The following is a 21,749-nucleotide window of genomic DNA, read 5'->3' as shown; positions in this document are numbered from 1 at the left end:
GCCGACGCTACCCAGCGAGAGGGCTCGGGTCAGCAGATCGCCGGCACCGCGTTCGAGCCGCTCTCGCGGCCGCGACCGTTCTCACGTCTCATTGTGAGGGCTGGGGAAGCGTGCAGTCGATCTGAGGATTCACGCCCAGATAGTTCAACGGGCCGGCGACGACGGTGAGCAGCACGGTGCCGAACTCGGCGCAATTGACATTGGTGTCCCCCGAGAAATACCCGCGCTGGTAGGACGCCACGGCGCCGATGATCAGCCAGACGACGACGAGTACCCCGCCGAACCTCATGTCCGCCTCCGAGTCCGGCCACTCGCGCCACCGGAGTACGGACTATAGCCGCACGTCCGACCGGCAGGGAGAATTCGAACGTCGCGCAGCGGGAGCACCCGGGTCGGGAACTCCACGGCGACCGGAGGTCCGCCTCACCCCGTCGCGAACGGCGCGGGGGTGAGCCCGACGGCGCACCGGACGTCCGGGGCCGTCGGCTGGTCCAGGAAGCTGCGCATCACCGTGAGCGCGCAGGGCGTGGACGAGAGCAGGACGTCGTGGGCCGAGTCCGGGAAGACCACCCGGGTGGCCGCGGGCCGCAGTCGCGCGACGAGCTCGCCGTTGGCGGGGGCGGTGACCGCGTCCAGGCCCCCGTCGAGGATCAGGACCGGCCCGTCACTCGCGGTGGGGGCGTGTACGGACGGGGGCGCGGCCGGCACGTTCCACCGGGCGCAGTCGCCGAAGATGTACGGGGCCTGCGGGGCCAGGGCGAGAACGGCGTCGGGCAGTTCGGGGAGCACCTTCCTCCCCTCCGCGAGCATGGCGTCGCTGCTCGTCCCGTCGGCGGACTCGGCGCAGAGATCGGTGCCGTAGGAGACGCCGTAGAGGTTCCATTCGTCGATGCCCAATGCTGTCCGGAGGTCGGCGACGTCGGCCGCGTTCTCGGTGGTGTCGTAGGCCGCCAGGTCCGCACCGGTGGCGGCCAGCCGGTCGTGGCACGCCCCGGTCGCCGTCGCGCTCCGGGCCGCCGTCGCCGGGTCGAGGCTGTTCAGGCCGACCCAGTCGGAGAGGAAGGCGTCGATCTCCGGGCAGGACAGCAGGGGATCGGACTTCCAGGTGCCGCGTTGGTCCAGGAAGAGGACGTCGCGGTCGCCGTTCCAGCCGCCGCGATCCGCTGCGCCGCACTGGGCAGCCCGCTGCCGCCGGGCCCGCCGGAAAGGTAGACGAGCGGATCGGGCTTCGGGTTCGGTGCGGTGGCCTCGGCCCGCGCCACGGCGAGCCGGAGTGTGCGCCCGTTCGGCGCGGAGCGGTTCTCGGGCACGGTCGGGTACCCGCACTCCACGCCCGCGCCGAGGTCGAGCTGCGCGACGCCCGGGTAGATCGGGTTCGGGCAGGGCGCCGCGGCGTAGGAGGCCGCCGGCGCCGGCGCGGCCGAGGAGATGGTGGGCGCGCTGCAGGCCGCGAGGGCGAGCACCCCGACCGTCGCGCCCGCCGCGAGTCCCCTGCGGATCCGGGCTCCGGTCCGACGGCCGTCTCGGGCACTCGACATGACGCCGTCCTCCCTGGCCCCGGTGGAGGGCACGGGTCACCGTTGTGGTGAACCTGACCCAGGCCGGAGCCAGGGCCGAGCTGACGAATTGCGCGGATCGCCGACCCGGTCTTCTATTTCATGACGAATCCGGAATAGCCCGCGTCTTTGCTCTCCCTCCACTTGTCCAGGTAGGCCGGCAGCCCGGCCGGGTAGTTGAGGATCTCTCGCGTCTTGCCGGGGATGTTGGCGCCCATGTACCAGGAATCGGCCTTGACGAACAGGCTCGTGGCGACCACGTCGGCGACGTGCCGGCGCCACGCCTGGTCGGCGTCCGGCTCGGTCTCGATCCGGGTCAGGCCCTGGTCGCGCAGGTGCACCAGGAGGTCGACGATCTCGTCGCCCTGGAGCTCGGCACAGGACGGGCCGTTGCAGAACCCCGACGGGCTCTGCGGGCCGTAGATGAACAACAGGTTCGGGAACTCCGCGGTGGCCACGCCGAGGTGGGCCCCGACACCGCCGGCCCATTTGTCCTTCAGCGTCGTTCCACCCGTGCCGCGGATGTCGATCTGGGTCAGCCCGCCGGTGACGGAGTCGAATCCGGTGGCCAGCACCAGCACGTCGAGCTCGTGCACGCCGTCGGCCGTCTCGACGCCCTCCCCGGTGACCCGCCGGATCGGGTTCTCGCGCAGGTCGACGAGTGCGACGTTGTCCTGGTTGTAGACCTCGTAGTAGTTCTGTTCCAGCGAAGGGCGCTTCACCCCGAAGGGGTGGATCGGATCGGTCGGCGCGAGCTTCTCGGCCAGCGCCGGATCATCGATCCGGGCCCGGACCTTCTCCCGCCAGAACTCGTAGGCGGTGTCGTTCGACTCCTTGTCGAAGAGGATGTCCTGGAACGTCGCGAGCCAGAAGTGGAAACCTCCCTCCTGCCACAGGCGCTCATAACCTGCCCGCCGTTCCTCGGGCGAGAGGTCCGCCGCCGCCCGGGGGATGAAGTCCATGTCGAAACCGGCGAACGACCTGGCCCGCATCGCGAACCGATCCGGGTACTCCTCCTTCATCCGACCCTGGGTGTCCTCGTCGAGGGACTCCTGCCGCATGGGCAGGGCCAGGTTGGGGGTGCGCTGGAAGACCGTCACGTGAGCAGCGTCGGCGGCGGCCTCCTGGATCACCTGCACGCCGCTGGCCCCCGTTCCGACGACCCCGACGCGCTTGCCTGCGAGGTCGAGGCCCTCCTGCGGCCACAGGGCGGTGTGGTGCCAGGTGCCGCCGAAGCTCTCGAGCCCCTCGAGATCCGGCACGTAGGGTTTGGCACCGAACCCGGTACACATCACGAGGTAGCGGGGCCGCGCCGTCGAACCGTCGTCGGCCCGGACCAGCCAGCGGTGCGCATCCTCGTCGAACTCCGCGCCGGTGACCCGGGTCTCGAAGCGGATGTCGCGGCTCAGGTCGAGCTTCTCGTCGACGTAGTGGAAGTACCGGCGGACCTCGTCCCACCTCGGGTAGAGCTCGCTGAAGTTCCAGTCCCGCCACAGATCCTCCCGGGAGTACTGGTAGATCGGGGCGGCGGTGTCCACCCGGGCCCCGGGATAGCAGTTCCAGTACCAGATGCCCCCGAGATCGGAGCCCGCCTCCCAGATCTGGACCGAGAACCCGAGCTTGCGCAGCCGGTCGAGTTGGTACAGGCCCGCGAACCCCGCGCCCACGACGAGGATGTCCATCTCCCGCACGGCGTCGCCGCCTGCCACCTGGTCGGACTGCGTCGCAGTCACGTCGTCGCTCCCGTTCGCCTATGCCCGGGCGGCGGCCGCGAAGGCCTCGAGCTCGCGCGGGATGTCCGGGCCTGCGGGCTGATAGGCGATCTCGGTGCTCCCGGCCGCTTCCAGCTTGGCGAGCTTGTCCCGCCACTCCGACGCCGTGAGCGCCAGCCCGCCCTTGACCATCAGCTCGCCGGTGACGAAGGGACGGTCGCGCTCGTTCACGGCCACCAGGTGCCGGTCGTGCAGGGCCAGGTGCCGCTTCTCCTTCGGCACGTCGTCGTAGGCGGCGGCCCACTCGTGTCCCCGCTCCGGCAGCAGCTCGTCGATGACATTGTGCTCGACGGCCCAGTGCAGGACGACGCTCAGCCCGTGCCCGGCCGCGTCGACCACACGGTCCGAGCCGGGGTCCTCGCCGTCCTCGAGCACGGTCCCGAAGTCCAGGATGACGCTCGAGGCGAAGTCCGGGTTCGGCACCAGGATGGTCAGCACCTCGGCGCCGAGCTCACGGGTCACCCCGTAGCCCTTCGGCCCGTTGGCCGCGACCACCCACGGGACGTCGATCGGCCGGGCCGGGGCGTACCGGTCGTTCGGGGCCAGCATCTGCATGATCCCGCCGTCCCACTCGACCTCCTCGCCCCGGAGCAGGGCCGCCACGACGAGCACGTACTCCTTGACCTTGGCCCACGGGACGGGCCGCTTGCCCATGGAAAGTCGCCCGGTGAAGCCGGAGCCGACGCCGACCATCGTGCGTTCGGCGCCCGCGATCGAGGCCAACGTCCCGATGGCCGAGGCGGTGACCATCGGGTGGCGCAGGCTCGGGATCAGCACGCCGGGGCCCAGGACGATCCGCTCGGTGCGCTCTGCGGCGCGGCAGAGCTGAACCCAGACGTCGGGGTAGAGAGCGGGCGAGTCGTAGAAGAAGGCGCGCTCATAACCCAGTGTCTCGGCGATTCGGGCGTGCTCGTGACTGTCCAACGACGTGGCGAACGCGCATGAAATCTTCACGGAGACCTCCGGCAAGCGGAATAGGGAATGCCCCGACGGTAACCAGCTGTGACGTCGACGAGTGTCCGATCGCGGGACACGTGCTCCGTCCGGTGGCGAACCGGGGAGATTCCCGCTATTCACGGCGGCGACGGTTCCGGCGCCCGACCGGCCGGCCCCTTCCCGGAAGGACCCAGAACATGCAGATCGCGGACGTCACCGCCTTTCCCACCTCGTTCCCGGTGTCGGCGCGGGCCGGTGAGCGGCTGGGGATCGGCAAGGTGGTCAAGCGTGACGCCGTCGTGGTCCGGGTGCGGACGACGGACGGCCTCGTCGGCTGGGGAGAGTCGCACCATGCCCGCTCTCCCGGGACCGTGGGGCACCTCGTCAACCGCACGCTGAGGGACCTGGTGGTCGGGCTCGACGCCGCCGACACGGTCGGCGTCTGGACGACGATCTACACCGCGCAGCTCGCGAGCCACGGGCTCGGTGCCGCCGCGGCGATCGCGATGAGCGGCATCGACATGGCGTTGTGGGACATCCGCGGGAAGGCGGTGGGGTGGCCGGTGTACCGGCTGCTCGGCGGGGCGTCGCGGCCGGTCGAGGCCTATGCCGGCGGGGTCGCGCTGGGCTGGAGCGAGCCGGGCTTCCTGGTCGACGAGGTGTGGCCGCTGGTCGAGCGCGGCTATCGGGCGGTCAAGCTCCGGATCGGCGACAACCCCGTGGACGACCTCGCGCGGATCTCCGCGGTCCGCTCGGCGTTCCCGGCACTGCAGATCCTCGCCGACGCCAACACCGCCTACGACCTCGAGGACGTGCGGCGGATCGCGCCGGGGCTCCGCGATCAGCAGGTCGGCTGGTTGGAGGAGCCGTTCCCGCCGCACGACCACCGCAGCTACGCGGCGGCGGCCCGGTTCGCCGGAGTGCCGCTCGCGGCGGGAGAGAACCACTACACGCGCTTCGAGTTCCACCGGCTGATCGAGGACGGCGCCGTCTCGGTGCTCCAGCCCGACCTCTCCAAGTCCGGCGGGCTGACGGAGGTGCAGCGGATCGCCGCGCTGGCCTCGGCCTGGAAACTGCCGCTGAACCCGCACACCGCCTCGACCGGGCTGAACATGGCCGCCACGGTGCACCTCCTCGCCGCGACCGAGAACGCCGGGTACTTCGAGGCCGACGTCAGCCACGACAACCTGTTCCGCGACGAGTTGGTGTCGTCGTCGATCACCGTGCGTCCCGACGGGACGGTGCTCCCGCCGGAGGGGCCGGGTCTCGGGGTCGAGGTGGACGAGGACTTCCTCGCCGCGCACCCGGTGATCGAGGGCCCCGGCTTCGTCCGCTGACCGGCGGGCGATCCGTCAGGTGCGATCCCGGGCTCGGGGGCGGCGGCTCCGCGGCCGGCTCGTGCGCCGGTCCCGCCCACCCGCTCACGGTGTCCCACGCCCTCCCACAGGTCATGGCGTGAACCGGTAGTACTCGCGCGCGTTGTCGTTCATGATCCGCGTCCGCAGATCCGGCGGGACCGCGGTCTGGAACGCCCGGTGCGGGTTGTCGAAATCCCAGTGCGGATAGTCGGTGGAGAACATCAACACGTCCTCGCCGATCTCCTGGAGCAGCGGCACCAGGTCGGCCGGGTGCTCGGGCTCCTCCATCGGCTGGGTGGTGCTGCGGATCCGGTGCCGCAGGTAGTACGAGGGCGGGTGCTCGAGGTCGGGCACCTCCTCGTGCAGGCGCGCGTACAGGGCGTCGAGGCGCCACCTCATCGACGGGATCCAGGCGAACCCGCCCTCCAGCAGCACGACCCGCAGCTCCGGGAAGCGGTCGAACACGCCTTCCATGATCAAGCTGATCACCTGGGCCTGGAACGCGACGGACAGGGCCGTGTGGTCCTCGATGTAGTAGGAGGGCCAACCCGCCGGCGTGATCGGCCCCGGCGTCGTCGAGGCCGCGTGGATCCCCACCGGCAGCCCGGCCCGGCCCGCCGCCTCGTAGATCGGCCAGTAGTGACGACGGCCCAACGGCTGCCGGGTCCGGGGGAACAGCAGGACCTGGACGAAGCCGGGATGGGCGGCGGCGCGATCGATCTCCGCCGCGGCCAGCGCCGGGGACTCGAACGGCACCGTGATCGAGGCCCGCAGCCGGGGATCCCGCTCCAGCCAGTGCTCGACCTGCCACTCGTTGACCGCCCGCGCCAGGGCCGCGCCGTAGAGGTCGTTGCGTTGCTCGGCGGCCCGGTACAGGCAGTTGAGCACCGCGTAGTCGATCGGGTACGCGTCGAGCAGCTGCTCGCGCATGAACTCGAGGTCGGAGCCGGGCAGCGCCCCCGACAGCGGCCAGGCATCGTGCCTGCTGGCGAACTTCGCCGCCTTGGGGTACGCGTAGCCCTTGGTGAACGGCGAGTAGGTCCGCGAGCCCACCAGTTCCAGGTGGCGCCGCCAGCGGGCGGACAGGTACGGCGACAGGGCCGTGTCCGAGGGGACCGCGTTGTGCACGTCGCAGTCGATCAGGCGTTGGACGGTGCGGGTCATCGCGCGGCCTCCCTCTCGTCGCTCTCCAGACGGTAGAGGCGGGCGGCGTTGCCGTGCAGCACCTGCTCCCGCTCGGCGGGAGACAGATGGCGGAGCAGGGCACGCTCGACGTCGCCGTGGTGCCAGTGCGGGTAGTCGCTGGCGAACACCAGCATGTCCGTCGACCCCAGCTGCGTGAGGAAACGGTCGACCCAGCCCGGCGGCGGGTCGGGAGGACCGTCGAACGGTGCCACGCTGAGCAGCACGTGGTCCCGGATGATGCGCGACGGCGGCCGATCCACCCAGGGGACCTCCCGGCGCAGCCCCTTCCAGTTCTTGTCGAAGCGCCACATCAGCGACGGCAGCCAGGTGACCCCGCTCTCCAGCAGCACGACCCGCAGTCCGGGGTGGACCCGGAACACGCCCTCGGACACCAGGCTGATCAGTTGGGACTGCAACGCCAGAGCCGTGCCCGCGTAGTCCTCGATGTAGTGGGAGGGCCAGCCGACGGCCGAGAGCGGGTTGGCCCCGGAGACCCCCGGGTGGATCGCCACCGGCAGGCCTGCGGCCTCCGCCGCGGCGAAGATCGGCCAGTGCGCCCGCTGCCCCAGCGGCGTCTGCGACGACGCGAGAAGCATGACCTGGACGAAGCGCCGGTCCACCGCGACCCTGGCGATCTCGTCGGCGGCACCGCGGGAGTCGTGCGGCGACACCACGATGGAGGCCACGAACCGCGGGTCGGCGCTCAGCCAGCGCGCCGCCTGCCAGTCGTTGACCGCGCGGGCCATGGCTGCGGCCCAGTCCGGGTTGTGCAGCGCCTGCACCGCGTAGAGGCAGTTGAGGATCGCACGGCCGGCGCCACCGTGGTCGAGAACCTGCGCGCGCACCACAGCAGGGTCCGACCCCGGCGGCACCCCCGCGCGTCGGGTGTCCGGCCGGGCCGAGAGCGGCATCCCTGGCGGGTAGGACGCCGGCTCGAACCCCTCGACCCCGCTCTCGACGCAGTAGTCCACCCACCGCTGCGAGAGGAACGGGAACAGCGCCGAGATCTCGGGGACGGCAGGGTGCACGTCGCAGTCGATGCGACCGGTGCTCATCTCGCCCCCGCGTCGTCCTCGACGTCGCCACCGAGCGCCCGCTGCGAACGGGTTCTCATGCGTAGGCGTGGCCCTGCTCGAACCGGATGGCCTTCAGCTCCTTGCGACCGTCGAAGTGCTGGATGCCCGTCTCGTCGTGCCCGGGGAACAGCCACGCGTCGTTGTCCCGCGCCACCTTCCCGAGCGTGCCGAGCGAGCTCCGCCACTTCTCGATGTCCCAGTAGATCTGCGGCTCCCCGCCCGGTTCGACGTAGTTCTCGTGGTGGTAGAGCGCATCGGAGGTCAGCAGCACGGTGCCCGTGTTCTCCAACTTCAGCTGCATCGCCATCTGCCCGGGCGTATGTCCCGGCAGGTGGATCAGCTGTACGTCCCGGGCGAGCTCGGTCCCGCCGTCCGAGACCACCGTCGGCTTCTTGTCGCCGAGGAACGCCCAGTCGACGTGGGCGAAGAAGTCGCCGTCGGACTCCATGGACATCACGTGGGCGTACTCGTCCTCGTGCACGACGATCTCGACGCCGGCGTCCTCGAACAGCCTCAGCCCGCCCGCGTGGTCGGTGTGCAGATGCCCCTGCACCACGTAGCGGAAGTCGTCCGGGCCCAGGCCCATCTCCTTCAGCCTCGCCTCCAGACACGCCTCCGGCGTCACGGCGTCGAGGTCGACGACCTCCTGCCACTCCGCCATCCACTCGTCCGAGCAGCGTGCCGACAGGCCGGTCTCCCAGAGGATCCGCCCGTCCGGGGTCTCGATGATGTAGGCGAGCGCCGGGCATTCGTAGACCGTGCCCACGTTCTCCGGCCGGTTGGCCAGCAGGGACTTGTCCAGGCCCATGTATCCGAGATTGAGGCCGCGCAGGGTGACGCTCATCGACTCCTCCGTCAAGGTGTGCGGGACGGCCGGCCGGCACCGTGCCGTCGGGCCGTCCGGTGTCAGCGGAACTCGGGGATGATGTGCTCGGCGAAGATCTCCAGCTGCCGCTTGGCCTCGTCGATCGGCATGAGTCCCTGGTCGAAGAACCACGAGAACCACTCCAGCTCCCCGCCGTTGCCGTGGATCGTGGCCAGGTCCTCGATGTCGCGTTTGATGTCGTCGACCGTTCCGGCGAGCCCGTACTTGGTCTTCGTGAAGCGGTCCATCGTCCACTCCTCCGGCGGCAGCAACGTGCCCTTCGGCCACTGCTGCTCGTCGCCGGGTAGCCGCAACGCTTCCCAGAAGCCGAAACCGGAGAAGTAGATCTGGAACCCGTAGTAGTTCGTGCGTTCCATCAGCTCCAACGCCTGCTGACGGTTCTCACCGAAGGCCACGGCTCGGAAGGCGCCGATGCTCTCGCCCAGCTTGAGGTCTCGACCCGCCTCCGCCGCCGAGTCCCGGTAGAGCTCGGCGAGATGGGTGAACTGCCCCGGCTCGGCCGTCAGGATGATCGGCATCACCCCGTTCTTGGCCGTGTGCACCATCGTCGACTCCGACACCGAGAACGGCTGGAACGCCTTCGGGTACGGCTGCTGCAGCGGCTTGGGGATCACCGAGATGCCGCGGATGTGGCCGTTCTCGTCCAGCTCGTCCGGGTGCCCGTACCGCCTCGTCCAGTCCGCCGCCGGCCAGCGTGTGATCCCGCCCTTCGGCGGCACCTGGTAGAACTGCCCCTCGAAAGTCAGCAGGTCGTCGGTCCACGCCTTGTAGATCAGCTCCAGGTACTCCTCGTGCACCGCCCGGTTGTGCTTGTCGTCCTCCCCTCCGTCCATCGGCGTCCCCTTCACCGGGATGTGCTGACCCAGCACGTTGACCCAGCGGTCCTGGTAGCCGCGCGCGTAACCGCCGTAGACCCGCCCGCCCGTGAGGTGGTCGAGGTAGGCCACCTGCTCGGCGACGCGCAGCGGATCGTTCGCGGGCAGCACCAGTGACAACGGTGCGAAGCTGATGTTCTTGGTCCGCGCGGCCAGGTCGGCGTAGAGCATCATCGGCTGGACCGACGCCTCGAACCCCTCCGAGTGGAAGTGGTGTTCGGTGGTGGAGAAGACGTCGAAGCCGACCTCGTCGGCCATGATCGCCAGCTCCCGCACCTCGGCGATCATGGCCTGGAAGGCGTCGTTGTCCCGGCCGATCGGGCGCTTCGCCGCGCGTTCCTCCAAGGTCGCCGGGATGGTCGGCAACGTGAAAAGCTGGAATTTCACCGGTTCGCTCCTCAGGACGACGTTGGTCCCGTGATTCGACCTTCAACCCGGCTGTGACACGTGTCTCAATCTGAAGCACGGTTCCGACCGCCGGGCGGAGCCCTCGCGGGGGGGGCGGTCGACCCCGGCCGTGTCCCGATCTGGGACACGGCGTCCTCGAGCAGCGGATTACCGTGGATCCGCACCATCGCAGTGCCTGATCGGGCCGACGCTGTCCCGGGAGGAGGAACATGGTCGACGACGTGCTGGCCCGCGAACGCGAACGCTTCCTGTCCTCCGGGTCGGCCCCGGCGCGCGTCCGCGACGAGATCTCCTCGTCCTGGAAGCGATGCTCGAGTTGGGCGGTCGCCACCGAGACGCTCGCCCCGCCCTACCGGCCGGACGTCAATCCCGAGTCACGGCTGCTGCGTGCCGCCGGCCCGGTCCTCGACACCCTCAACGCCCGGCTCGGCGAGCTGGGCGTCAGCTTCCTCGTCACCGACACCGACGCCCGGATCCTCGACCGCCGGGTGCACGAACAACGGCTGCTGCACGCGCTGGACATCCACAACATCACCCCGGGATTCGTCTTCGCCGAGGACGCGGTGGGGACGAACGGCGTGGGCACCGCGGTCGAGCTCGGGCGCACCGTCCGGATCGACGGCCACGAGCACTACGCCGAACAGCTCGTCCAGTTCACGTGCGTCGGCGTACCGATCATGGACCCGGTGATCCGGCGGCCGATGGGCATCCTCGACATCACCTGCGCGGCCGACCGGGACAATGCCCTGGTCACCGTGCTGGCCGAGCAGACGGCACGGTGCATCGAGCAGCGGTTGTTCGAGCAGCACTCCGTGCAGGAGCGCGCGTTGCTCAGCCACTTCGTCTCCGGGGACAGGCGCTCGCACGCCGGGATCCTGGTGCTCAACGACCGCATCCAGATGACCAACCCGCAGGCCGCGCGACTCCTCGACGGCGTCGAGCAACCGTTGTTGTGGGACCACGTGGCCCGGGTTCTCGAAGGTTGCTGCGGCGACGGGATCGTGGAGAACGAGCTGCCACTGCCCGACGGGCGGACCGCCCGGACCCGCACGATGCGGCTGCACGACGGCGACCAGGTGATCGGCGCGCTCGTCGAGGTCCGGCCGGCGACGGAACAGCCCGGCGCCTCCCGTGCCGCCGCGCCCGTGACCGCCCCGGCGGGGCTGTCCGGCGCGGACCGGGCGTTCCTCTGGGCCTGCCGCGCGGCCCGGACCGCGCTCGCCGAGCGGAGTCTCGTGCTCTGCGGCGAGCCCGGCGTCGGGAAAGCGGCCGTGGCCCGGGCGCTGCTGCGCGAGCGCGGGGAGGAGACGATCGTCCGCGACGCCGCCACCGTCGAGGTGCAGGGCCTGCACGCATGGTTCGACGACCTTCGGGCCGCCCTGGACGGTCCACCGGCCGGGCTCCTCCTCCAGCACCTCGACCTGCTCGATCCCTCCGCCCGGCGCCGGCTCGCCGCGCTCCTCGACGCCGCCACCATCCGTGGCTGGCGGTGCACCGCGACGTTCACCAGCTCCGCATCCTGCGAGGACGCGGTGCTGCCCGGGATCGACACCGACCAGGTTCGGCTGCCGCCACTGCGCAACCGGCTCCGCGACGTGCCCGCCCTCGTCGCGGCCTTCGCCGCCCCGCGGCGGGTGGCCCCCGAGGTGATCCAGCTCCTCATGCGCCTGGCCTGGCCGGGCAACGTCGGCGAGCTCCGTTCGGCCGTCACCCGCATGCTCGACACCGCGACCGGGACCGCCGCCGGGCTGGCCGACCTGCCGCCGGAGATCCGCCGCGCGGCGCACCGTAGCAACCTGACCCGCTTCGAGCGCGCCGAGGTGCACGCCATTCTCGAGGCGCTGGCCGAGACCGGCGGAAACAAGAGGGACGCCGCCGTCCTCCTGGGCATCTCCCGCTCCACGCTCTACCGGAAGCTGCAGGCGGCGGGGATCGACCTCGACAACACCGCGTTCTAGCGGCGGTCTGCTCGCTCCCCCGCCACGACGCCTGCCGTCCACCGTCGTCGACCACGCGGGCGACGAGGCGGTCACGTGAGGTCGGGCGTCAGCGCCTCGACGATCGTGGATTCGACGAGGTCGAGGTGGCGCACGGTCTCGCGCGCCGCGAGATCGGCGTCTCCGGAGACGAACGCCTGGAGCAGGGTGTCGTGGTCGTGGGCCGCCTTCACGTCGGCCTGGTGGGCGGCCACGCTCATCCGCACGTAGCGCTCGGAGATCACCCACAGCTGTTCGAGGACCCGACGCCCGACCGCCTGGACCGCCGGTCGGACGAGCAACCAGTGGAACTCCCGGTGCCGGGCCAGGAACGCGTCGAGGTCGGCGGCGGACTCGCCGGCGAGACGCCGCCGCGCCGTCTGTGCCGCGGCCACCGCTTCCGCGCTGCGCAGCCGCGCCGCCCCGGCCATGAGCGGTGGTTCGAGCAGCCGTCGCATGGCGTAGACCTCGCGGAGCTCGCCGAGCGAGACCTCCGCGGCGGTGGTGCCCCGACGCGGGACCGTGACGACCAGTCCCTCGGCCTCCAGCGCGCGCAGTGCCTCCCGGACCGGGATGTGGGAGACGCCGAACCGTTCCTGGATCTCCTTGGGCAGGATCTTCTCGCCCGGGGCGATGGCGCCGGTCAGGATGAGGGAGCGGATCAGCCCGACCAGATCCCGGCCGAGCCCTGCCGACACCGGCCGCACGTCGTCCGTTCTCACCCGGGATACACCTTTCCTCAACCGGATCCGACAGATGTCTCCTCTGTGGACGCCATTGACGGGTTAGAAATTATAGTTTAGACACTCTTGTGTCGTCACGGTCGACGATGTGGGCCCTCGGATCTCGTGTACGGAACTCCTCCGGTGGGTGCGAACGTCGAGGCCGTGGGATCACCACCGCGTCGGACGGAAGAGGCACCCCATGGCTGGAACGAAGTTGTCCCTGCTCGACCTCGGCCGGATCGACACCGACGACGGCTTCTTCATCCGCGGATGCAACGCGGCGGTGCAGTCCGAGCCGCACCCGCACTACGAGCGTCGCCGGGTCGCCGTCATCGCCGCCGTGATCGAGCACCCCCAGGCAGGCCCGATCCTGTTCGAGACCGGCTGCGCGCAGAACGCCGAGGAGGACTGGCCCGCGCCCGCCTGGGAAGCCTTCCCCGTCAACGTCTACGAGGAGGAGCACCACCTCGACAAGGCCCTCGAGGCCGCCGGGTACGGCATCGACGACATCCAGGCCGTCGTCATGGGGCACCTGCACCTCGACCACGCCGGCGGGTTGGAGCATTTCAAGGGCAAGAACATCCCGATCTACGCCCACGCGAAGGAGATCAAGGAGCACTCCTACGCGGTCGCGACCAAGGAGGACATCGGCGCCTACGTGCCCGGCGACCTCCACTGGGAGCTGAACTGGCAGCCCATCCACCGCGACGAGACCGAGCTGTTCGAGGGCATCACCCTGCGGCACATGCCCGGCCACACCCCCGGCCTGATGACCATGCAGGTCGAGACCCGCAACTCCGGGCACTTCATGCTGACCAGCGACCTGTTCCACGTGCGCGACCTGTTCGAGCAGGGCCTGCCCCAGGGCTGGCTCGGCCGCAACTCGCACGCCTGGTGGGAGAGCTTCCGCTGGACCCAGCAGATCCAGAAGCGCTACGACGCCACGATGGTCTACGGCCACGACGCGACCGTGCTCGAGGAGCTGCAGGCCCAGGCCAAGTACTTCGACTGAGCCGCTCCGCCGCCGCGCCGGCCTGATCCTCCTCTCCGCCGCCGCGCCGGCCTGATCCTCCTGGAGTACCTGCCCATGCCGTACGCCGCGTCGCAGCACAGCACCGGGACCTACCGGTACCTGCCCGCCATCGCCCCGTATTCGTCCGGGGTGGCCGCCGAACCGGGTCACGAGATCATCGGAGTGCGGTTCGATTCTCCGCCCCCGGTCGTCGACGGCTTCGCTCGTCTCGACGAGGAGTGCGCCGAGCGAGGTCTGCCGCCGAGCGCGCTGGTCGGTGTCGAACTGAGGTCACCGGCACCGTTCGCGTTCGGGGCGTTCGACGAGTTCAACGAGACGTACCAGCAGCTCCTCGCCGAGCGCGATCTGCTCGAGGACGGGGTGAACCCGATCGCGCGGACGAATGTCGTCCCCGTCCGGTCGGCGCCGGGGGAGCCCGTGCTGCTGTCCGCGTTTCTCGTCCGGAGGTCGGCCGGCGCCGGGGGCGTCGATTTCGTGGTCGCGGGAGGCGGAGAGATCGACGGCCTCGATCCCGACGCGATCGTCGCCCGCGGCGACGTCTCCGAAGCCGGCCTGACGAAGAAGGCCGATCACGTCGTCGACGAGATGCGGGCCCGGCTGGCCGGGCTGGGCAAGGACGCGGAGTCACCCACGCTCGTGGACGTCTACACCGCTCACGAGATCCCCGGCCTGGAGGAGATGCTGCTCGACCGGTTGCCGGCGGTCGGCCGTCACGGATTCGTGCGCTGGCTGACCAGGCCCCCGGTGGTCGAGGTCGAGTTCGAGATGGACCTGCGCCGCGTGAGCGGGTGGCGCGCGCTCTGATCCGCACCCCCGCTTCCCATCCCACCGAAGGAGTCTCATGCCTCTCGACGACGACATGGCGTACGAGTCCGCGACGAACCTGGCGGCGGCGGTCCGCGGCCGCGAGGTGTCCCCCGTGGAGATCGTCGACCACTTCCTGGACCGCATCGAGCAGCGCAACCCCAGCCTCAACGCGTTCGTCTTCCTCGCGGCCGACGAGGCCAGGGAGGCGGCCACGCGCGCGGAGAAAGCGGTGACGGACGGGGAGGCGCTGGGGCCGCTGCACGGTGTCCCCACCGCGCTGAAGGACCTCTTCGACTTCCACCCCGGCTGGCCGTCGACGTTCGGCGGCATCCCCGCCCTGCGCGGGAACATCGCCGAGCACCACTGCACCTACGCCGAACGGATGAAGGCCGCGGGAGCGATCGTGCTCGGCAAGACCAACTCGCCGGTCATGGGTTTCCGCGGCACGTGTGACAACCCGCTGTTCGGACCCACGCGCAACCCGTTCGACACGGACCGGAACTCGGGAGGATCCTCCGGCGGTTCCGCGGCCGCCGTGGCGGACGGCCTGCTGCCCCTGGCGGAGGGCACCGACGGCGGCGGGTCGATCCGGATCCCCGCCTCCTGGTGCGGCGTCGTCGGCTACAAGGCGTCGTTCGGGCGCGTGCCGTTCGTGTCGCGGCCCAACGCCTTCACCGGGGTCAGCCCCTTCCTGTTCGAAGGTGTGCTCGGGCGCAGCGTCGCCGACGTCGCCCTCGGCGCCTCGGTGCTCACCGGATACGACCCGCGCGATCCGTTCGCCCTCGACGAGACCGTGGACTACGTCGGGGCCTGCGCGACGCCGGAGAGGTCGCTGGCCGGCAAGCGCATCGCCTACAGCCCCGACTTCGGCATGTACCCGGTCGACCCGAAGGTCGCCGCGGTCACCGCGCAGGCCGCGGCCGCGTTCCGCGACGCCGGCGCCGTCGTGGACGAGATCGCCATGACGATGCCCTACGGGCAGCAGGAGTTGGCGGAGCTCTGGTGCCGGATGATGGCCGGGGTCGAGGTCATCGAGCTCTTCAAGGCCCAGGGGATCGATCTCCTGACCGACCACGCCGACGACCTGCCCGCGGAGTACCGCTCCTACGTCGAGGCGAACTACCGGGCGAGCGCGGTCGAGGTCCTGCGGGACCAGCAGATGCGTACCGGCGTCTACGACGCGATCCAGGGTGTCTTCGGGAACTACGACCTCCTCCTGACGCCCACCCTCGCCTGCCTGCCGGTGCCCAACGCGGACGACGGCAACACCGCCGGCCCCACCCACATCAACGGCGTCGAGGTGAACCCGCTGATCGGGTGGTGCATGACGTATCCGATCAACTACAGCGGCCATCCCGCGGTGTCCGTGCCGGCCGGCATGGCCGAGGGCGATCTGCCCGTGGGACTGCAGATCATCGGCAGGCGCTACGACGACCCCGGCGTGATCGCCGCGGCGGCGGCCCTCGAGCAGTTGCGGCCGTGGCGGCACACCTACGCGCGCTGCGCGGCGCGAACGCTCTGAACCCGTGCGGGCTCGGTGTGGTCGACCGCGGCACGCCCGCGCGACCGCTCGAGGAAGCCCTCGGTCGTCCTCGCGCTCTCCTTCGCCCTGTCACCGGGCGGCCCCGCCGAAGGCCCGCTCGGTGGCCCATGTCACATGGGTCTGGGTAGGCTCCTCCTGGTCGTCCCAGATCCGGTTGCCGTCGAGGTCCAGCACGCCGACCGGGGCGTCGAGGGTGATCCCCGCCCGCCGCCGCGGCACGCCCGGCAGCTCGTAGGGCGCGCCGTCCGGCGGCCGGCCCAACCGCCAGGCCCTGCCGGCCCCCGGCCGGTGCGGCGCCAGCGCGAGCTGGGTCTCCGTGTTGAACAGGACCACCGCGTCCTCCTCCCCCACGGTGACGTGCTTGCCGCGGTGGCCGTCCGGGCGCCACTCGGCGGTCTCGTCGGTCAGCCTGAGGTCACCGTAGGAGACACCGGACCCGCCCCCCGACGTCGCCGGCGCGGCCCTCCGGCCGTTGTTGCGGATCCGGTTGCGGGTGAAGGCCGAGTGGTCGATCCCGGCATCGACCCGGATGCCGTCCAGGCCGTTGTCGTGGATGGAGTTCCCGTCCAGGACCAGGTCGGTCACCGGGCCGGAGTAGCCCCCGCCGTAGTGGTGTTCCCAGTAGCCGTACCGCCCGTTGGAGCTGATCCGGCTGCCGCTGATCGTGTACGGGCCCGGCGTGTTGCCGATGCCGACGCCGTCGCCGAGATTGCCGTCGATGACGCAGTTGACCACCATGCCGCCCCGGCCTGCGATCGAGGTGGTGCCCTGGGCCGAGATGTCGAACCCGGCCTCGTGGTTGCCGATCATCGTGCAGCCGGTCACGACGAGCCCGTCGGCGCCCCAGTCGGAGATCCCGAAGCGGTTGTCCTCCACGTGGCAGGCGGTGATCCGGATGCCCCTCGGTGGCGCCCACTCCTCCCGCTGCAGCTCGACGAAGATCCCGTTGGTGCCGTTGCCCCGGGCCGTGCACGCGGTGACGGTCAGCCGTTCGGTGGCCCCCCAGCCGCCGATGCCGATGCCGATCCCCGCCCCGCCCGGCTCCTCACCGGTGTCGAGCCGTCCGCACCGCTCGGCCAGGACGGCGTCGACCACGGTGTCCTGCAGGAAGTCGCAGCCGAACCCGGTCGCCGGGGTGTCGTGGACGTAGATGTCGCGGAAGCGTCCGCGCAGCACATATTGCAGGCCCAGGCCCTTGGCCAGCGGGTCGTACTCGTCCAACTGCATCCCCGAGCCGTCGACCTCGAAGGAGGCGAAGGTGCAGTCGGCCAGGTGGTTGTCCCGCCCGGCGCCGTGCTGGAGGGCGGTGAACCACATCAGCGGGGTCGGCATCCCGGGGGCACCGGGGTTGGCGAGCAGGAAGCGGGTCGCCTGCATACCGGCGCCGACCAGCGAGACCCCCGAGCGCCACACCGTCGCGACGTCCTGGATGCAGTAGTCCCCCGGCGGCACCACGATCATCCGTGGCCGGCCGTCCTCGGCGTACGCGTGGCCGAGCCGGTCCACCAGCGCGGCGAGGGCGGGCTGGTCGTTGGTGACGCCGTCCCCCACCAGGCCGTGCTCCCTCGCGTCGTACACCGACCTAGCGCTCACCTGGGTCCTCCTCGGCCTCACCGATCGTCCCGTCCAGGTACCCGGGCCCCGCATGGTCATCCCCGGGGCGGGTGGCCGGATCGGTCCGTGCCTCCGCCAGGACGGGAGCCGTCGAGGAGCGGTGCTTGACGGGCGCGGTCAGGGGTACCCGCCGGCCTACCACCGACGCGGCCGGTCGCCCGTCCGGACGCTCCCCTTCGGGAGGCCCACATGACCCACCTGCACCACCCGCCCGGCACGGCCGGACCCGGCGCATGAACGCGCCGGACACGTCGCTCCTGCTCAGTGACGGCATCGTCGGCCGGCTGCGGGACTGGGGCGTGCGCCGCGTCTTCGGCTACGCCGGCGACGGCATCGACCCGCTCCTGGCGGCGTTCCGCCGGGCCGGCGGCGACCCCGAGCTCGTCACCGCCCGGCACGAGGAGATGGCCGCGTTCATGGCCAGCGGCCACGCCAAGACCACCGGCGAGGTCGGGGTCTGCCTGGCGACCCAGGGCCCCGGCGCCATCCACCTGCTCACCGGGCTCTACGACGCCAAGCTCGACCGCAAACCCGTCGTCGCGATCGTCGGGCAGGTCGTGACCACGGCGCTGGGCAGCGGCTACCTGCAGGAGGTCGACCTGCACACGCTGTTCAAGGACGTCTGCGGCCAGTACCTGCAGACGGTGGTGTCCCCCGAGCAGTTCCCGCTCGTGGTCGACAACGCCTTCCGCACCGCGCTCGACACCTCCACCCCCACCTGCATCATCGTCCCGCACGACATGCAGAAGCTGCCCCTGCCCGAGTCGATCCCGCACACCCACGGGGTCGCGCCGACCAGCACGGCGCTGTCGCGCCCGCAGGTGCTGCCCGTGCCGGCCGACCTCGACCGGGCCGTGGAGCTGCTGGCCCTCGGCTCCCGTCCGGCCGTCCTGGTCGGGCAGGGTGCCTACGGCGCGGAGGCCGAGGTCGTCGACGTCGTCGAGCGGCTCGGCGCCGGGGTGACGGCCTCCCTGCTCGGCAAGTCGGTGCTGGACGAGACGCTGCCCTTCCACTGCGGTGTGATGGGCCACCTGGGCACCACGGCCTCGGCCGAGCTCATGAACACCTGCGACACCCTGCTCATCGTCGGTAGCAACGACCCCTGGACGGAGTTCTACCCCGCCCCGGGGCAGGCCCGCGCCGTCCAGATCGACATCGCCGCCCGCAACATCGGTACGAAGACCGAGGTCGAGGTCGGCCTGACGGGGGACGCCAAGGACACCCTCGCGGCGCTGCGCGACCGGCTGGACACGCGCGACGTGCCGCGCGCGGACCCGCAGTGGCGGAGGCAGGTCGAGACGGCCGTCCGGCGTTGGCGTGACATCCGCGATCAGCGCGCCTCGGAGCAGCCGGACGGGAAGGAGGGGCTGCTCAACCCCCAGCAGGTGGTGCACGCCCTCTCGGGTCTGCTCCCGGCCGACGCGCTGGTCAGCGTCGACGTCGGGTCGTGCACCTACTGGTACGCCCGCTTCCTGCAGCTCCCACCCGGCGTGCGCGGCCACATCTCCGGCACCCTGGCCTCCATGGGCTGCGCCATGCCCTTCGCGATCGCCGGCAAGCTCGGCCATCCCGACCGCCCGGCGATCGTCCTGGCGGGCGACGGCGCGATGCAGATGAACGGCCTCAACGAGCTGATCACGGTCGCCCACCGCTGGCGCGACTGGCCCGACCCCCGCTTCGTGGTCCTCGTGCTGCACAACGGCGACCTGGCCGAGGTCTCCTGGGAGCAACGCGAGATGGAGGGCGACCCCCGCTACCCCGTCTCGCAGGAGGTCCCGCCCTTCCCCTACGCCCGCTACGCCGAGCTGCTCGGCCTGGGAGCAGCCCGCATCGACGAGCCCGGCCGGATCGGCGAAGCCTGGCAGCAGGCCCTGGCCGCGGACCGACCCTTCCTCGTCGAAGCGATCGTCGACCGCGACACCCCGCTGCTGGCGCCGCTGCAGCCCAAGGAGAAGGTCGAGCAGATGCTCGCCGCGCTGCGCCAGGAGCCCGACGGCGACCGAGCCGCTGCCCAGCTGCGCCGCCAGCGCGAACAGGAGAGCTGAGCGCTGACGGGATGCCGAGGTTCCACCCGGATACGAGGTCGTCGATATGACCGGTACGGAGATCTTCTCGTTCCACGAGTCGGACCTGGACGGCGCGCGGGACGCCATCAGGTCGAACTACTTCGACACCTCGCTGGACCTGGTCGGACGAGGACGCCCGTACGAGTTCCGTTTCTCCGGTATGGCGCGCCGATCGCTCAGCGTGGGCGACTGCTTCTACACCGCCGGCATGCAGATCGACATGTCGGACCTCGGGACCTGCTACTACGTCAACTTCCCCGCCGCGGGACACATGGACGTCGAGCACCGGGGCGCCTCGTTCGCGGTGGGCCCGACGCGAGCGGCGGTGTTCCGACCGATCGGCGGCATTGCCATGCGGACCAGCGACGACTACCGGTCCTTCGCGGTCAGGATCGAGAGCGGGGCGCTGGAGGACGCCTTGGAGCACCAGCTCGGGCGCTCGGTACGGCGGCCGCTGGAGCTGGCCCCGAACCTGGAGATCGGGGACGGTGCCGGCCGGAGCTGGGCCCGCCTGGTCCGGCTCATCGCCGCGGAGACCACCTCCCCGGGCGGACTGTTGAGCCACGACGTCACGGCCGCGCCGATGCAGGAGGCGCTGCTGCGCGGTCTGCTGTTCTCGGTGGAGCATCCCTACCGCGACGCCCTCGCCGCCCCGGTCCGCTCCTGGGGTCCCGGTCCGGTCAAGCGGGCCGTCGAGGCGATGGAGGCGACACCCGACCACCCGTTCACCGTCGCCGAGCTCGCCCGCATTGCCCTGGTCAGCGTCCGGTCGTTGCAGGAGGCGTTCCGCCGGCATCTGGGCACCACCCCGATGAGCTATCTACAGGAGCTGCGGCTGGCTTGCGCCCACGACGCGCTCGTCCGCGCGGATCCGACCGCGGTCACCGTCTCGCAGGTCGCGCTGCGCTGCGGCTTCGCCCACCCCGGCCGGTTCTCCCTCGCCTACCGGGCGAACTACGGCATCCCGCCCTCGGAAACCCTTCGGCACTCCCGGATCCGGTCGCTGGCCGCGTAGGGGTGGACCTCACCCCCACCGCGCGGGCCGCCGAGGACGGCTGCGACGCGCCGGGGGCATCGTTGCCCCTGGCGCGTCGGGTCGCGGGGAGCGGACCGTCGAGAGGCGGAGGATCAGAGCGCTCCGCGGGGGGCGCCGGCGAGCAGGCCGTCGAGGGGAACGCCGGAGACGACACCATCGAGATCGGAATCCAGCTCGAACAGATCGAGCGCCCAGGGATCCTCGGCGAACTCGGATTCGAGCCGACCGAGCAGAGTGGCGGCCGTCGTCGGCATCAGATCCCCCTGGGCCTGCAGCAGCGGAACGCCGGGCCAGAGCTGACGTGCGGTGACGATCAGGTGTGCGGCGTGCTCGGCGGGCTCAGGGCAGCGGGGGTACGGGGGCACGAGCGACTCCGGAGACGAAAGGCGTGGGTGTTCCTCTTCGAGTGAAGCTCGCCGGACGACGAGGTTGTGTGCGCATCACGCGGGATCGTGTCCGATCAGCGCACGGGCGGGAGCGGGCCTGCCCTCGAGAGCCGGTCGGTGCGTGAGCGGGACCACCATTAGGCAGGGGGCGCCATCGTCCGGAACAGCAGCGTCCGCAGCAGCTCGGCCGTCGCCTCCGCCGGCTCGTCCTTGTGGTTGAGGCTGCGGACGAGCAGCAGGTTGACCACGGCACTGCTGATCTCCAACGCCGACGGGTCCTCGCGCAGCTGCCCGGACTCCTGGCCGTAGCTGACCAGGCGCAACAGCGGGGCGATCATCGGCACGACGTTCCGGGGGTCCAGGTCGTCGGCCGCGTCCGGGGTATGTTCGGTGCGGATCGTGTACTCGAGTACCGCCGCGGTGAAGGCGGCGGTCAGCCCGCGGTGGTAGTAGCTCAGCCGGGCCAGCGCGTCGATCTGGTCGCTCAACGCCTCCAGGACCGGGCGCTGTC

At 71.0% G+C, this 21,749-nt stretch carries 19 protein-coding genes; 7 read left to right on the top strand and 12 right to left on the bottom strand.

The features are described from left to right. Positions 1 to 88 precede the first annotated feature (88 nt). The 4 genes from JWP64_RS18080 to JWP64_RS18065 form a co-directional block, all read right to left on the bottom strand. Complete coding sequence (locus JWP64_RS18080) at positions 89 to 289, bottom strand: hypothetical protein (protein WP_297498521.1); 201 nt, start codon at positions 287 to 289, stop codon at positions 89 to 91. 134 nt (positions 290 to 423) lie between these two features. Next, entirely contained in the window at positions 424 to 1,326 is a 903-nt protein-coding gene (locus tag JWP64_RS18075; RefSeq protein ID WP_297498518.1) for an alpha/beta hydrolase, read from the bottom strand. Positions 1,327 to 1,651: 325 nt separating this feature from the next. Then, a complete protein-coding gene (locus JWP64_RS18070; RefSeq protein WP_297498516.1) occupies positions 1,652 to 3,289 on the bottom strand; it encodes an NAD(P)/FAD-dependent oxidoreductase in 1,638 nt (545 codons plus the stop codon). 18 nt (positions 3,290 to 3,307) lie between these two features. Further along, positions 3,308 to 4,297 (bottom strand): LLM class flavin-dependent oxidoreductase, encoded by a 990-nt coding sequence (locus tag JWP64_RS18065; RefSeq protein WP_297498514.1) that lies wholly within the window; start codon positions 4,295 to 4,297, stop codon positions 3,308 to 3,310. A 164-nt stretch (positions 4,298 to 4,461) separates the two neighbouring features. Between JWP64_RS18065 and JWP64_RS18060 the strand changes: the two genes are divergently transcribed. After that, complete coding sequence (locus tag JWP64_RS18060) at positions 4,462 to 5,601, top strand: mandelate racemase/muconate lactonizing enzyme family protein (RefSeq protein ID WP_297498511.1); 1,140 nt, start codon at positions 4,462 to 4,464, stop codon at positions 5,599 to 5,601. A 111-nt stretch (positions 5,602 to 5,712) separates the two neighbouring features. On the opposite strand, the gene JWP64_RS18055 is transcribed toward JWP64_RS18060, so the two are convergent. The 4 genes from JWP64_RS18055 to JWP64_RS18040 form a co-directional block, all read right to left on the bottom strand. After that, on the bottom strand, positions 5,713 to 6,786 hold the full coding sequence (locus tag JWP64_RS18055; protein WP_297498508.1) for an amidohydrolase family protein: 1,074 nt from the start codon (positions 6,784 to 6,786) through the stop codon (positions 5,713 to 5,715). Beyond that, positions 6,783 to 7,862, bottom strand: a complete 1,080-nt coding sequence (locus JWP64_RS18050; protein ID WP_297498506.1) for an amidohydrolase family protein — start codon at positions 7,860 to 7,862, stop codon at positions 6,783 to 6,785. The genes JWP64_RS18055 and JWP64_RS18050 overlap by 4 nt, the downstream gene beginning before the upstream one ends. Before the next feature lie 55 nt (positions 7,863 to 7,917). Beyond that, positions 7,918 to 8,727 (bottom strand): N-acyl homoserine lactonase family protein, encoded by an 810-nt coding sequence (locus JWP64_RS18045; RefSeq protein ID WP_297498503.1) that lies wholly within the window; start codon positions 8,725 to 8,727, stop codon positions 7,918 to 7,920. Between the two features lie 62 nt (positions 8,728 to 8,789). Beyond that, complete coding sequence (locus JWP64_RS18040; RefSeq protein ID WP_297498499.1) at positions 8,790 to 10,031, bottom strand: LLM class flavin-dependent oxidoreductase; 1,242 nt, start codon at positions 10,029 to 10,031, stop codon at positions 8,790 to 8,792. A 230-nt stretch (positions 10,032 to 10,261) separates the two neighbouring features. On the opposite strand from JWP64_RS18040, the gene JWP64_RS18035 reads away from it, so the two are divergent. Continuing rightward, positions 10,262 to 12,010: a helix-turn-helix domain-containing protein gene (locus JWP64_RS18035; protein WP_297498496.1), complete on the top strand. Its 1,749-nt coding sequence runs from the start codon at positions 10,262 to 10,264 to the stop codon at positions 12,008 to 12,010. Positions 12,011 to 12,081: 71 nt separating this feature from the next. On the opposite strand, the gene JWP64_RS18030 is transcribed toward JWP64_RS18035, so the two are convergent. Next, a complete protein-coding gene (locus JWP64_RS18030) occupies positions 12,082 to 12,750 on the bottom strand; it encodes a GntR family transcriptional regulator (RefSeq protein ID WP_297498494.1) in 669 nt (222 codons plus the stop codon). 202 nt (positions 12,751 to 12,952) lie between these two features. On the opposite strand from JWP64_RS18030, the gene JWP64_RS18025 reads away from it, so the two are divergent. From JWP64_RS18025 to JWP64_RS18015, 3 genes are all read left to right on the top strand, one after another. After that, positions 12,953 to 13,765, top strand: coding sequence for an N-acyl homoserine lactonase family protein (locus JWP64_RS18025; RefSeq protein WP_297498491.1), 813 nt, complete (start codon positions 12,953 to 12,955; stop codon positions 13,763 to 13,765). A gap of 75 nt (positions 13,766 to 13,840) precedes the next feature. Then, a complete protein-coding gene (locus JWP64_RS18020; RefSeq protein WP_297498489.1) occupies positions 13,841 to 14,590 on the top strand; it encodes a hypothetical protein in 750 nt (249 codons plus the stop codon). Positions 14,591 to 14,627: 37 nt separating this feature from the next. After that, the gene (locus tag JWP64_RS18015) at positions 14,628 to 16,115 is read left to right on the top strand and encodes an amidase (protein ID WP_297498488.1); all 1,488 of its coding nucleotides are present in this window, start codon (positions 14,628 to 14,630) and stop codon (positions 16,113 to 16,115) included. A 90-nt stretch (positions 16,116 to 16,205) separates the two neighbouring features. Here JWP64_RS18015 and JWP64_RS18010 read toward each other — a convergent pair whose 3' ends face one another. Then, positions 16,206 to 17,729, bottom strand: coding sequence for a right-handed parallel beta-helix repeat-containing protein (locus JWP64_RS18010; RefSeq protein WP_297498486.1), 1,524 nt, complete (start codon positions 17,727 to 17,729; stop codon positions 16,206 to 16,208). Between the two features lie 254 nt (positions 17,730 to 17,983). Here JWP64_RS18010 and JWP64_RS18005 point away from each other — a divergent pair, with 254 nt between their 5' ends. Beyond that, positions 17,984 to 19,795, top strand: a complete 1,812-nt coding sequence (locus JWP64_RS18005; protein ID WP_297498485.1) for a thiamine pyrophosphate-requiring protein — start codon at positions 17,984 to 17,986, stop codon at positions 19,793 to 19,795. A 46-nt stretch (positions 19,796 to 19,841) separates the two neighbouring features. Then, positions 19,842 to 20,831: a helix-turn-helix domain-containing protein gene (locus tag JWP64_RS18000; protein ID WP_297498483.1), complete on the top strand. Its 990-nt coding sequence runs from the start codon at positions 19,842 to 19,844 to the stop codon at positions 20,829 to 20,831. A 113-nt stretch (positions 20,832 to 20,944) separates the two neighbouring features. Here JWP64_RS18000 and JWP64_RS17995 read toward each other — a convergent pair whose 3' ends face one another. Together JWP64_RS17995 and JWP64_RS17990 are read right to left on the bottom strand one after the other, a co-directional pair. Beyond that, positions 20,945 to 21,217 (bottom strand): hypothetical protein, encoded by a 273-nt coding sequence (locus JWP64_RS17995; RefSeq protein WP_297498481.1) that lies wholly within the window; start codon positions 21,215 to 21,217, stop codon positions 20,945 to 20,947. A gap of 158 nt (positions 21,218 to 21,375) precedes the next feature. Beyond that, on the bottom strand, positions 21,376 to 21,749 hold a 374-nt coding region (locus tag JWP64_RS17990), incomplete at its 5' end, for a hypothetical protein (RefSeq protein WP_297498480.1).

The sequence above is a fragment of the Pseudonocardia sp. genome, assembly GCF_025465255.1.
Taxonomy (GTDB): domain Bacteria; phylum Actinomycetota; class Actinomycetes; order Mycobacteriales; family Pseudonocardiaceae; genus Pseudonocardia.
Note: the sequence above shows the minus strand (reverse complement) of the source record. Positions and strands in the feature narration are given on the sequence as shown.